This is a genomic window from Blautia sp. TF10-30 (genome assembly GCF_003481245.1).
Lineage (GTDB): Bacteria > Bacillota > Clostridia > Lachnospirales > Lachnospiraceae > Fusicatenibacter > Fusicatenibacter saccharivorans.
Genome location: NZ_QUKM01000002.1, coordinates 3,894 through 15,667, shown reverse-complemented (window position 1 = coordinate 15,667; position 11,774 = coordinate 3,894). Strand labels below are relative to the sequence as shown.

Sequence of the window (11,774 nt, the reverse complement as noted above, 5' to 3'; positions counted from 1 at the left end):
CGTGGGATTCTGCCCTGTTATTTGGTTGTTGCCTGTCGATTTGTACCCCTCTGTTAGATACGAGGGGTTCATGCTGGCGTGCCTTGCGGCACACCAGCCACAGCAGGTCAGTCCGTTTCTGCGGCTTTCGCTTCGCACGCCGCCTGCACTTCCTGCCTGCTGTCTATGAGTTTTTTTATTTCTTTGAGGAAATCGTGTCCTTTTGGCACAAGGGGCGTGTAAAATTCCGAGATAACGCTGGTTCCCACATCCACATAGCCACGCCCTTTTATCTGCTTTAGGAAGAAATCCTTTGTGGTTTCCCCGAACATCATCCCATAGCCCATTTCCGACATCCGTCCCAGAGCTACACGGAAATTGAACTGGTCACGGATTCCGTCCCCCAGATACTTTGCGTCCGGACGCTGGCAGGCGAGAATCAGGAAAAAGCCAGCCTGCCGCCCAAGCATAACGATTTGTTTTAACTTGTTGAGGACAGCGGCGTTTTCCTTTGTGCCAAGCATTTCCATAAATGCCACATATTCATCAAAGATAAGGAAATTTGCAGGAAGCCCAAGATAAGCGTAATTTTCCCCTGTCCGGTAATTTTCCATGAGCTTCATGTCTTCGCTGCGTTTCATCATTTCTTCATAGAAACGGTCAATACAGGCGAGCATATCTTCCTTTTTGTAGTACACATCCGGCATAACCGCCTGTAAATCCGCAAGGTCGGCGTTCTTTGGGTCTAACACGAACAGGGCGGCGTTGGTGCGGAGCAGGGCTTCAATGAGGGTCAGGATGAAATAAGTCTTTCCGCCGCCGGTTCCTCCGGCAATGAGCATATGGGGGAGCTTGTCATACTCCCACCAGACATTTTCCATGAGCCGGAGCCTGCCGTCCTTTGCCTGTACATCTTCAATGGAGATACGGTTCGCAATGGTGTCATAGAGCAGGGTGTACTCCACGTAGGAATCCTTTAATTCCTTATCCTTCAGCTCACAGTACAAGCCGCTTTCCAGCTTTTTCTCCAAGTTTAAGAGCTGTTCCTGATATTTCCCCAAGGTGATTTCCACACGGATATGGAGCAAGCCCTGTTTCATCCTGTAATAGATTTTGGGAAAGTAAGTGATGGTTTCTTTGGAACGGCTGGAAGACAAGTCCTTGAAAAAAGCGTCTTCTTTTCTCTGCTCTGATTCATACCACTTGTTTTCCAACACCATCCTTGCCAGCTTTTGGCGGTGGATGAGCTGCTTTACTCCATCCATGCGGTATCGCCAGAACAGAAGAACTGCTGTAAGGCACACCAGCCCTGCCACGCCCATACTGAATAACAGGTAAGGGAGATTTACGTCCTGTGCTATCTGGGAGAAGGACACTTCCTGCCAGTTGGTTCCGGCAATCTGCCGGATATGAAACAGCAGGACAACCAGCATGAATACAGGGGACAGAGCGGCAAGGGCAGTATGGAACACAAGGTCTTTATCCGTGGGACGGATACGTTTTCCACGGGGGAAAAGCTGCTTCATGGGAATAATCCTCCTTTCGCGTTCTTCTTATGTTCCTGTTATTTTACAGGGGGAGCGTCTTTCTTCGGCGGCTGCGGATTCATGGCAGCCCCTTTTTTCAGGACAATATCCTCCGCCTTGATGTACCAGTCCACCTCTGCCCCTTGAAAAGTAGCCGTTGCCACGGTGTCTGCCACCGGATTGATAAGTTCCACCTCTGCGTTGTAATCGAACTCCTTTAACGGCACGCTGGCAGGGATGGAAACCTGAATCATACGCCCCTGTCCTCTGGATTTTAAGTCATAGGTACGCTCCTTGATTTCTTCTGATACCGAGCCGTCTTCATTCTGGAGGTGAATCTCACGGCGGAGGGCAGAAAATTTCAATGCCCCGAAAGTTGCTTCCTTGTCAATCACGATTCCGTTTGCTAATCTCATAGTCTGATGTCCTCCTTTTCCTTACGCTTTTACCATATCGTCAGCGTGCAAAATGTAGTTGGTAAAGCCCCTTGTGCCGATTTTATAGCCCTCTGCGGTGATACGGGGATTGACGAGCTTCACACGTTCCTCAAAGTCAAAATGTTTCTCTCCGGCTTCGGCAGGGAGGATAACTACAATATCATCCGCTCTCTGTACGTCCGAATACAGATTGAAGCTGCGGGAGAATACCGTCATGCGTCCGTTGATTCTTCTCTGTTCTGTTTTGTCTTCTCCGGCGAACTCCAAGTTGCCGAATGTCTTTTCCACGTTGGGGATAACGAATTTTAATTCCATATAGATGTACCTGTCCTTTCTGAATGTTGCGTTTGATGGTTAGTTTTGGGTTCTGGTTTGAAAGTCGGAGGGGAACGCTCCGGCGGTGGTGATTTCTTCGTAGTATCACATCCTTTCTGGGGCTATTGAAGAAATTACAGGGTTGTGATATTATCTAGGTGTTAAAAATTAAATCGTCATGGTTAGGATTGTTAGCTTGTGTTTTTTCATGTAGCTCTGTCATGTACTCCCAACAACTTAAAAGTAGATTTCAGTGGAGATTTATAATATCAGGAGGTACGCTTATGACAATAATAACAACTGTAAAAAGCATTATGGTGGGCGACGGAATTTCTGGGAATTTTTGCTAAAGTGTGCAGGGGCAATGGAAAAAATTACGGCTGGCATGACATGAAGAATCCGGGAGGGTCAAATCTCCAATTCCCATCGGGGCTGTTTTCAGCCCCATTTAATTTTGAAACAAAAAATAGACGCCCATTGTTGAACGTCTATTTTGGGATGATATTGAGGTTTGCTGGTCTATCTTATAAAATCTGAATGTACTTCGATTGCATTTTTATTGCATTTTTAATCTGTTTTCATATAGATTTTAGTGGTTGATAGTTCCTGAAAATGCCTTAAAATCAATGATTTTTATTTATATGGCATACTGTCTGTCTGGAGTTTGAATAAATCGAGTTGCTTAAAAAAGCCAGTGTTTATGCGGGTTTCAGCGATTTCGATTAGTCTTTTGATAACAAATTGATAACAGTCATAGCAAGTGCCATTATTCTTGTTATCCAGTGGTTTATGGGTAACGGAACAATTAACAGGTGGCTTGCAGACTAAAGTTCGGAGCTTGGCTCTGAACAAATTCCATATTATAAACTAAGCCCTTAGCTGTGGTTAATAACCATAGTTAAGGGCTTTTTTGTCGTTGCCAAAGCATCTGTAGGGAGCTGCCAGTGGCAGGTCCTGTAGGTGCTTATTTATCTTTCAAGTGGTCTTTGAATGCTTCCACGAGAGCGTCACTTAATTCCTGTGATGGAACTTTTGCCCAACGCTGTGTGGTGTCGAACTCTGGATAATGATAACGCCAGTTATCGTATTCTTCTCTGTTGATTTCTTCGGAAGATAGCTTGTCTGCCTGTTCTTTCCAAGCATACAGCATTTTGAGGAGTTCATATGCTTCTCTGCCTTTGTCCTTGTTGACCTTTAAGCATACCTCTCCGTCTGCTTCACTGACAGTAAGACCGTAAATATCTTCAAGGGTAAACAGAGTGTGCATAAGACCGATATAGCTGTCTATGTCAGGAACATCAAGAGCCTGTGGAGAAACATCAAGCACCTGTGCCAATGCATTTGTAAGGTCTGCTTTCGGTTTGCGTGTACCAGTTTCGTACTGTGCCAAACGCACATCAGCACTCTTTTCTGGAAAACCGATTGCTGTACCGAGATACTTTTGTGTCATACCACGCATTAGTCTGAAAAAATGTATTCTTTCGCTGATAGCCATAATGATACGCTCCTTTTATATTTAGTGAAATAAGTATAGCAGAAATGTTTAGTGGAAGTCAAGAAAAACCGAAACAAAAATGTTTAATATTTTCTTTGCAACCACTTGACAATAGCAAATATGTTTAGTAAAATAAATTACGAATTAAACAAATATGCTTAATGCGACAACTGAATGACCGTCCGAAAAGCCAAACCGCCAAGACCTCGTCGGAGCAAGTTCCGTATCGTTCGCTTGTGTGCAAGCACAAAAGCTCATTCGCTGCACTGCTCCTCCTCTTCCCCAAAAGTCTCCGACTTTTCGGGAACCCCTATACGAGCGAGCGCCTGATGTACTGCGGTGCATTGGGACAGCACAGCGCCTGCCGACAAGCAGGAGTGCCTGTTGGAACTTTAACACGGAGAAAGCGGCAAGCAAAAAATTATTTTAAGAAAGGAAGAAAAAGGATATGGAAAACAGATTTATCCGAGCCGAAGATGTGGCTCAGGAACTAAACGTATCAAAACCTTATGCATATAAACTCATCAGACAATTAAATGAGGAATTGAAAGCAAAGGGCTTTATTACGATTGCAGGGCGTGTAAATCGCCAGTATTTTTACGAAAGGCTCTACGGAGCAGGAAAGGGGGAAATGTAAATGCCGGTATTTAAGAATGAAGATAACGGTACTTGGTATGTGATGGCAAGGTATGTGAACTGGAAAGGGGAACGCAAGCAGAAATGCAAGCGTGGCTTTGCTACCAAACGAGAAGCACAGGAATGGGAAAGAATGTTCAAATTGCAGACTTCTTCAGACCTTGATATGAGTTTTGAAGCCTTTACGGAGCTTTATATCAATGATGTGAAGAACCGTTTGAAGGAAAACACGTGGCTTACCAAAGAGCATATCATACGCACAAAGATACTTCCGTATTTCGGGAAACTGAAAATCAGCGAGATTTCCACAAAGGAGATTATTACTTGGCAGAATGAAATGCTTGCCTATCGTGATGAGAAGAAAAAGCCTTATTCACAGACGTATCTGAAAACGCTGCACAATCAGTTGTCCGCCATTTTCAATCACGCTGTCCGCTACTATGAACTGCGTTCCAATCCTGCGGCAAAGGTGGGAAATATGGGACGTGAGGAACACAAGGAAATGCTGTTCTGGACAAAGGAAGAATACAAGAAATTCTCTTTTGAGATGATGGACAAGCCTGTTTCCTTTTATGCGTTTGAAATGCTTTACTGGTGCGGTATCCGAGAGGGCGAGCTGTTAGCTTTGACTCCGGCAGATTTCAACTTTGATAAGGAAACAGTCACAATCAATAAATCCTATCAGCGTTTGAAAGGGCAGGATGTGATTACTTCTCCGAAAACGAAAAAGAGCAACCGCACGATTAAAATGCCGAAGTTTCTGTGTGAGGAAATGAAAGAATATCTCGGTATGCTTTACGGATTGAAGAAGAAAGACCGTATCTTTACGGTGACGAAAAGCTATCTTCATCACGAGATGGACAGAGGGGCAAAGGCGGCAGGCGTGAAGCGTATCCGCATTCACGATCTCCGTCACAGCCACATTTCACTCTTGATTGATATGGGCTTTTCTGCGGTGGCGATTGCTGACCGAGTTGGTCACGAAAGTATTGATATTACTTATCAGTACGCACACCTCTTTCCGTCAAAGCAGATTGAGATGGCAGAAAAATTAGATGATTTAGGGAAAGGAGATTTTGAAAATGTCAGCTAAGAACAGAGATAACAAAAATCGTTGGAGGAATATCACAGTAGGGTTTCGAGTATCGCCCGAAGAAAACGAACTCATTAACAGAGCTGTAGCTCTATCAGGATTGCCAAAACAGGAGTATTGTTACCGCCGTTGCTTAAATCAGGATGTGGTGGTACAGGGCAATCCGAGAGTGTATAAGGCGTTGAAAACGGAATTTGCCACAGTCCTTGCGGAACTGAAAAGGATTGAAGCAGGAAAAGGTGTGGATGATGAACTGCTGAGTGTAATAGAACTGATTTCCATTATTCTCGGCGGTTTGAAAGGAGAGGATGCGAATGGAGAATAAAAAAGAAATGACTATTCCAAATGTATCTGCGGCAACAGATGCGGAACAGTCACTTTCCAAATGTACTGACAATAGTATAGTCAATCAGGATACGGATTTCAAGGGGTACGAGCAATCTTTTGAAGAAATGCAAAGGGAAATACTCAGACAGTTAGACCCTTCCTATCTGAAAACAGTATCAATGACAACGCTGTATGATACGGTGTTTGAGGTTCAGACACCACTTATCGACGGTCTGCTCCAAAGGGGAACTTACCTTTTCGTAGGTTCCCCGAAAGTGGGAAAGAGCTTTATGATGGCACAGCTTGCCTATCATATCAGCACAGGCACACCGCTTTGGGAGTATAAGGTGCGTAAGGCAACGGTGCTTTATTTTGCCCTTGAAGATGATTACCCACGTTTGCAGAAGCGATTGTTTCAGATGTTCGGTGCAAAGGAGACAGGCAATCTGTATTTCGCAACGGAATGTAAAACGGTCAATGGCGGACTGGAAGAACAGATAAGAGGGTTTATGAGGGAACACCCAGACACAGGCTTGATTATCATAGACACCTTAAAGCGTGTGCGTGAAGCAGGCGGAGCAGATTACAGCTACGCAAGTGATTATGATGTTGTGGCAAGGCTGAAAGCGTTGGCAGACAGTTACAAGGTTTCAATGCTTATTGTTCATCATACACGCAAACAAAAATCGGAAGATATATTCGATATGATTTCAGGCACGAATGGTCTGATGGGTGCGGCAGACGGTGCATTTGTTCTCAGTAAGGACAAGCGTACTTCCAACAATGCCACACTTGATGTTGCTGGCAGAGACCAGCAGGATATGAAAATCCATCTTGTAAGGGACAGCGAGCGATTGGTGTGGAACTTTGCAAAATCGGAAACGGAGATGTGGAAAGAACCGCCCGAACCTCTGCTTGAGAAGATAGCGGATACGCTCTTTTCGGAAAGTGACAGATGGGAAGGAACTGCTTCGGAACTTTGCGAAAGGCTTGCGGTGGATATAAAGCCGAATGTACTTTCTTTAAGGCTCAGTATCAACGCAAGCAGGCTGTTTCGTGATTACGGTATCCGTTATCAGAACAGCCGCACACACGACGGAAGAAAGGTTTCACTTTGGAAAGAAACCGAGCAGACGGCGTGACAAACGGTGTCAAAGGTGTCAATGTTTTTGAGAGCAGCACGCTGTGAAAAACATTGTCACCATCGTCACACTTTGACACCGGATAAAGTTTAGGGGAGTGTGCAGAGAGTGCCTTTTCAAAGGCGGCTCTTTGGTCTCGCCTGCTGGCTCGGTCGGTTCGCAGGCGTGTGTGCCACCGGCACACGCTCACCCCTCGGAGAGCCTTCGGAGAACGCAAAACCTGTTTACAGGTCGCATTTTTGATGGGTGTACCCGTCAAAAGTGCTTTTGCGTTACTTTTGACAAAAGTAACAAAACCTGAGAATGTTGAAATTTACAGATGGGAGATGAAAAAATGCAGAGAACGATAAGTGCAATGGTCGGTAAAGGCTCGGTCAATCACAATAGCCGAAAGTTCCGAGCAGAAAATGTAGACGGAACTCGTACTCATCTCAATATCGACTACTGCAATGAAAATATAAAGACAGTTTATCACGAATTGTTTGATGAAGCATTGGAAAGATACAATGCCAAGCAGATAAGGTCAGACCGAAAGATAAAAGATTATTATGAAAAAATCCGAAGTTCCAAGCAGGAAAAACCGTTCCACGAAATCATTTTACAGGTGGGCGGTAAGGGAAATATGAACGCCGATACGGAAAACGGAGAACTGGCAAAGCAGATTTTAGATGAATACTATCAGGGTTTTCAGGAGCGAAATCCACAGCTTCGGGTGTTCTCGGCTCATCTGCATATGGATGAAGCTACACCACATCTGCACATAGATTTTGTACCTTTTACCACAGGCAGCAAGCGTGGACTTGATACAAGAGTGTCACTAAAGCAGGCTCTTGCAACGCAAGGTTTTAAGGGCGGCAGTCGTGGCGATACGGAGTGGTCGCAATGGATACAGTCCGAAAAAGAACAGCTTGCGGCGGTGATGGAACGTTATGGGATTGAGTGGGAACATTTAGGCACACACGAAAAACATCTTTCTGTTTTGGATTATAAAAAGCAGGAAAGAGAAAAAGAAGTGGCGGCATTAGGTGCGAAAATCGAGCAGAAACAGATTGAATTTGATGTGTTGTCGGAACGAGTATTGAACTATGATAAGGCAAAAGACGAGCTGTCAAATCTTGAAATAGAGCTTGATACTGCACCGAAATATCAGTTGCCAGAACCAGAGAAATTTATGACTGCAAAGGCATATAAAACCAAAATGGCAGAGCCGGTTGTAAGGAAATTGAAGCAACTTGTCAAAACGGTGCTTGCCCGCTGCTTTGAGGGGTGGGACAACTATCATAGGCTGAATACAGCGAATGCACAGTTATACCGCACCAATCAGCGTTTGGAGAAAGTCAATGAAAGATTGACCGAAGAAAACAAAATCCTAAAAGCAGAAAATAAAGATTACAGCCTGCTCCGTAAGGTTTTTGGTCGCAAACAGATAGATGATTTGTTGGAGCAGGCAAGAACAGTTAAAGGTCGCAAGCGTGATAATACACGATCACGATAGACAAAAATCACAGGAGGAAAAGGAAAATGACAAAGACAATTTTTGAAGAAATGGGCGGAACTTATAGACAGGTGGGTGATTATTTATTGCCGAACATCACAGTACCAGCCGAAGAAGAAATAGAGCCGATTGGTTTATGGGGGAAACGACATGCAAGGCATTTAAAGGAACACTATAAAGTGTTATATATGAACCTGCTGACAAGCGGAAAGCTGCATAGTTATCTTGCAGAAGTCGATAAGCAAGCAGAGGATATGTTTCTTCGACTGGTAAAGGAATATGCCGACAGACAAGATGTGACGGAACAATTAAAGAAAGATAATCCCTACGAATGGATTGGAAGAATGAATAATATTCAGGCTTGTGTGAGGGAAGTTGTAGGAACGGAGTTGATTTACACATAAGCGTTTTACGGTATGGTGCTCCTGCGTTTGCTGGAGTGCTGTGGTTGTGGTTGTAAAGAGGTTGTGAAAGATTGAATTTCGTAATGGTTGGATGTATAATTAGGAAGTGAAAATTTTAATTTGCACTTCCATAAGGTGAAATGTATTGACACAAAAAATACAGTATGATAGTATTGCCATTAGAAGAAAGAAAGGCACATTTTGTGTAAGGTGAGGAAATGATTAATAGATAATTTGATTTAAGTAAGACACATATAGTTATTGAGCCTGTAGAGAATAGGTTTGTTTTGTGTACGCTTAAGTTGGATTATCGCAAGAGGCATTTCCTTTGTTTTCCTTTTGGAAAAGAAATAAGGGGCTATTTAGCGAGTCTATTTTTGCGTATGCAAAAAAGACTCGTTTTTGTGTGTTCAAAATAATAATTGGCTCAGACTTCGAAAAGGAGAAACTTTAATGTTGCAGATAAAAAAATTAAATTTAACACATAAAAAAGACCTGAGAATAATTCTTAATGATTTCAACCTTGTGCTAAATGATGGAGATAAGGCAGTTATTATTGGAGAAGAGGGAAATGGGAAATCGACATTAATGAAGTGGATATACAATCCGTCGCTTGTAGAAAACTATATAGAAGCAGATGGGGAAAGGATAATGGGACACGAACGTCTTGGTTATCTTCCGCAGGAGATGCTCGATGAAGATAAGGAAAAAACAATATACGAATATTTTTCTGAAGAGGAAATATTCTGGGAGAAAACGCCTAAAGAATTGTCTGTTATTGCGGGAAAATTTGGAATGAAAAATGATTTTTTCTACAGTAACCAGACAATGGGTAGTCTTTCAGGAGGCGAAAAAGTCAAGACACAACTTATGAGGCTTTTCATTCGCGATGTTTCTGTGCTGTTGTTGGACGAACCTTCCAATGACATCGACATTGCGACGCTTACATTACTGGAAAAAATCATAAATGACTGGAAGCACATTGTGCTTTTTATTTCACACGATGAAACGCTGATAGAGCGTACTGCCAACATGGTGATACATATCGAGCAGATTATACGAAAAACAAAGGCGAGATATACCGTGGCAAAGCTTCCCTATAGACGCTATGTGGAAGAACGGCTTCATAAATTTGAAATCCAAAAACAGCGGGCACTGAGTGACCGTAGGGAGAAAAAGATTCGCGATGAAAAATATCAAAGAGTTATGCAGAGTGTACAAGGTGCATTAAGAAGTTGTACCAGACAAGCACCGTCTGTTGCCAAAAACTTAAAGGACAAAATGCATACGGTTAAGGCAATGGAACGAAGATTTGAAAAAGAAGATGAAAATATGACTCAGATGCCGGAACAGGAAGAAGCAATCTTTGTCAAATTAGGGGATGAAAACTCACACATTCCCGCAGGAAAAACGGTCATAGAATATGAACTTTCAAAGCTTGTGACTCCGGATGGCAAAAGAATTTTAGCAGAAGGAATTCATTTAAAAATAAAAGGTTCAGAAAAAATCTGTATGATAGGAGCCAACGGGGCAGGAAAAACGACTCTTCTAAAAAAGATAGCGGAAGAACTCCTAAATCGGAATGACATTAAAGCAGAATATATGCCTCAAACTTATGAAGACCTGCTGGATTTGGATGTTACACCGGTTGATTACCTTGATAAAACAGGAGATAAAGAAGAGCGTACAAGAATTAGAACATACCTTGGTTCACTTAAATACACACCAGATGAAATGGAGCATCCGATTCGGGAGTTATCAGGCGGACAAAAGGCGAAAGTGCTTCTCTTGAGGATGAGCTTAAGTGGTGCAAATGTTCTTATTCTGGATGAACCGACAAGAAATTTTTCACCATTGTCCGGTCCGGTAATAAGAAAAATGCTCCGAGAATTTCCGGGGGCTGTCATTAGCATTTCTCACGATAGAAAGTATATTGAAGAGGTGTGCGATAAAATATATCAGCTAAATCCTAATGGATTACAGCTAATTGGTGATTGATAACAAAAAGGATGAAAGACTGACAAATTTCAGGCTTTTAGTGAGTTGGAAAGCATACAAAGATTTGAATTTGGAGGATAGATTATGGTACGTACAGAAGATGCATGTGAAATTATAAAATATGCTTTGCAAAACGAAATTAAAGTATATTTAGATGGCGGATGGGGTGTTGATGCACTTCTTAAAAGAGAATCAAGAATACACAATGATATTGATTTGTTTGTTGAACTGAAACATTATCATGATTATATTTATGTGATTAAGCAGCATGGATTTGAGGAAGTAAATACTGATTATACAACGGATGGTCATACTGTCTGGAAAGATGATAAACAAAGAATCATTGATTTACATTGTTTTGAATTTACAGATGACGGAATTGTTTATGAGGGAGATATATTTCCATCAAAAACTTTTTCCGGTATTGGAAAAGTTGGAGATATAACTGTTTCTTGTATTGAACCATTGAGTCAGGTAATGCTTCATTTGGGATATGAACACGATAAAAATGATGTGCATGATGTGATGCTGTTGTGTGAAACATTTCAAATAGCAATACCAGATGAATATAAGGAAAAGTAAAATTTCAGTTTTGTGTTGAATCTCTAAGCAAAATAGCTTATAATTTGACATGCTACATATAGTTATTATCCACAGTTATCGAGTAGGTGTTATCAATGCCGATAACAAAATGATAACATTAGCTCGTATAGGCAGGATAATATGGATATATCAAATAATCAAAAGAACGAGAAACATTACAGAGAATAATTCCTAAACAAAAAGCGTTAGTCTTTGTAGAGTTTGAATAACGGACAAAAAACCTCGGATGCCCATTTTACAAGGGTTTCCGAGGTTTTGTTATGTCTGTTGGCTCTATTTAAGAAATTTTGATAGGTAAAAACGTCGACGGATTAAAAAATATAG

12 protein-coding genes are annotated in these 11,774 nt (G+C 42.2%); 8 read left to right on the top strand and 4 right to left on the bottom strand.

All coding sequences use genetic code 11. The features are described 5' to 3' along the window. Positions 1-107 precede the first annotated feature (107 nt). From DXD02_RS02510 to DXD02_RS02495, 4 genes are all read right to left on the bottom strand, one after another. Positions 108-1,505, bottom strand: coding sequence for an FtsK/SpoIIIE domain-containing protein (locus DXD02_RS02510; protein ID WP_118024881.1), 1,398 nt, complete (start codon positions 1,503-1,505; stop codon positions 108-110). 38 nt (positions 1,506-1,543) lie between these two features. Beyond that, entirely contained in the window at positions 1,544-1,921 is a 378-nt protein-coding gene (locus DXD02_RS02505; protein WP_118024880.1) for a YdcP family protein, read from the bottom strand. A 21-nt stretch (positions 1,922-1,942) separates the two neighbouring features. Beyond that, on the bottom strand, positions 1,943-2,257 hold the full coding sequence (locus DXD02_RS02500) for a YdcP family protein (protein WP_118024879.1): 315 nt from the start codon (positions 2,255-2,257) through the stop codon (positions 1,943-1,945). A gap of 964 nt (positions 2,258-3,221) precedes the next feature. Then, a complete protein-coding gene (locus DXD02_RS02495; protein WP_009247529.1) occupies positions 3,222-3,752 on the bottom strand; it encodes a helix-turn-helix domain-containing protein in 531 nt (176 codons plus the stop codon). Positions 3,753-4,200: 448 nt separating this feature from the next. On the opposite strand from DXD02_RS02495, the gene DXD02_RS02490 reads away from it, so the two are divergent. The 8 genes from DXD02_RS02490 to DXD02_RS02455 all read left to right on the top strand — a co-directional run bounded on the left by DXD02_RS02490 (position 4,201) and on the right by DXD02_RS02455 (position 11,429). Beyond that, on the top strand, positions 4,201-4,389 hold the full coding sequence (locus DXD02_RS02490) for a transcriptional regulator (protein ID WP_009247528.1): 189 nt from the start codon (positions 4,201-4,203) through the stop codon (positions 4,387-4,389). Then, positions 4,390-5,481: a site-specific integrase gene (locus DXD02_RS02485; RefSeq protein WP_009247527.1), complete on the top strand. Its 1,092-nt coding sequence runs from the start codon at positions 4,390-4,392 to the stop codon at positions 5,479-5,481. Next, positions 5,471-5,806 (top strand): plasmid mobilization protein, encoded by a 336-nt coding sequence (locus DXD02_RS02480; RefSeq protein WP_009247526.1) that lies wholly within the window; start codon positions 5,471-5,473, stop codon positions 5,804-5,806. Before DXD02_RS02485 ends, DXD02_RS02480 begins: the two co-directional genes overlap by 11 nt. Next, the gene (locus DXD02_RS02475; RefSeq protein ID WP_009247525.1) at positions 5,796-6,950 is read left to right on the top strand and encodes an AAA family ATPase; all 1,155 of its coding nucleotides are present in this window, start codon (positions 5,796-5,798) and stop codon (positions 6,948-6,950) included. The genes DXD02_RS02480 and DXD02_RS02475 overlap by 11 nt, the downstream gene beginning before the upstream one ends. 355 nt (positions 6,951-7,305) lie before the next feature. Next, positions 7,306-8,445 (top strand): plasmid recombination protein, encoded by a 1,140-nt coding sequence (locus DXD02_RS02470; RefSeq protein WP_019190307.1) that lies wholly within the window; start codon positions 7,306-7,308, stop codon positions 8,443-8,445. Between the two features lie 26 nt (positions 8,446-8,471). After that, on the top strand, positions 8,472-8,849 hold the full coding sequence (locus tag DXD02_RS02465) for a TnpV protein (protein ID WP_009247523.1): 378 nt from the start codon (positions 8,472-8,474) through the stop codon (positions 8,847-8,849). 453 nt (positions 8,850-9,302) lie between these two features. Then, a complete protein-coding gene (locus DXD02_RS02460; RefSeq protein ID WP_009247522.1) occupies positions 9,303-10,847 on the top strand; it encodes an ATP-binding cassette domain-containing protein in 1,545 nt (514 codons plus the stop codon). Between the two features lie 84 nt (positions 10,848-10,931). Beyond that, positions 10,932-11,429, top strand: a complete 498-nt coding sequence (locus DXD02_RS02455; RefSeq protein ID WP_009247521.1) for a nucleotidyltransferase domain-containing protein — start codon at positions 10,932-10,934, stop codon at positions 11,427-11,429. The last annotated feature ends 345 nt before the right edge of the window (positions 11,430-11,774 follow it).

What these genes read in the sequence shown, in the direction of transcription:
- DXD02_RS02510 (WP_118024881.1), bottom strand. Translation starts at nt 1,505, where the DNA reads ATGAAGCAGCTTTTCCCCCGTGGAAAACGTATCCGTCCCACGGATAAA.
- DXD02_RS02505 (WP_118024880.1), bottom strand. Translation starts at nt 1,921, where the DNA reads ATGAGATTAGCAAACGGAATCGTGATTGACAAGGAAGCAACTTTCGGG.
- DXD02_RS02500 (WP_118024879.1), bottom strand. Translation starts at nt 2,257, where the DNA reads ATGGAATTAAAATTCGTTATCCCCAACGTGGAAAAGACATTCGGCAAC.
- DXD02_RS02495 (WP_009247529.1), bottom strand. Translation starts at nt 3,752, where the DNA reads ATGGCTATCAGCGAAAGAATACATTTTTTCAGACTAATGCGTGGTATG.
- DXD02_RS02490 (WP_009247528.1), top strand. Translation starts at nt 4,201, where the DNA reads ATGGAAAACAGATTTATCCGAGCCGAAGATGTGGCTCAGGAACTAAAC.
- DXD02_RS02485 (WP_009247527.1), top strand. Translation starts at nt 4,390, where the DNA reads ATGCCGGTATTTAAGAATGAAGATAACGGTACTTGGTATGTGATGGCA.
- DXD02_RS02480 (WP_009247526.1), top strand. Translation starts at nt 5,471, where the DNA reads ATGTCAGCTAAGAACAGAGATAACAAAAATCGTTGGAGGAATATCACA.
- DXD02_RS02475 (WP_009247525.1), top strand. Translation starts at nt 5,796, where the DNA reads ATGGAGAATAAAAAAGAAATGACTATTCCAAATGTATCTGCGGCAACA.
- DXD02_RS02470 (WP_019190307.1), top strand. Translation starts at nt 7,306, where the DNA reads ATGGTCGGTAAAGGCTCGGTCAATCACAATAGCCGAAAGTTCCGAGCA.
- DXD02_RS02465 (WP_009247523.1), top strand. Translation starts at nt 8,472, where the DNA reads ATGACAAAGACAATTTTTGAAGAAATGGGCGGAACTTATAGACAGGTG.
- DXD02_RS02460 (WP_009247522.1), top strand. Translation starts at nt 9,303, where the DNA reads ATGTTGCAGATAAAAAAATTAAATTTAACACATAAAAAAGACCTGAGA.
- DXD02_RS02455 (WP_009247521.1), top strand. Translation starts at nt 10,932, where the DNA reads ATGGTACGTACAGAAGATGCATGTGAAATTATAAAATATGCTTTGCAA.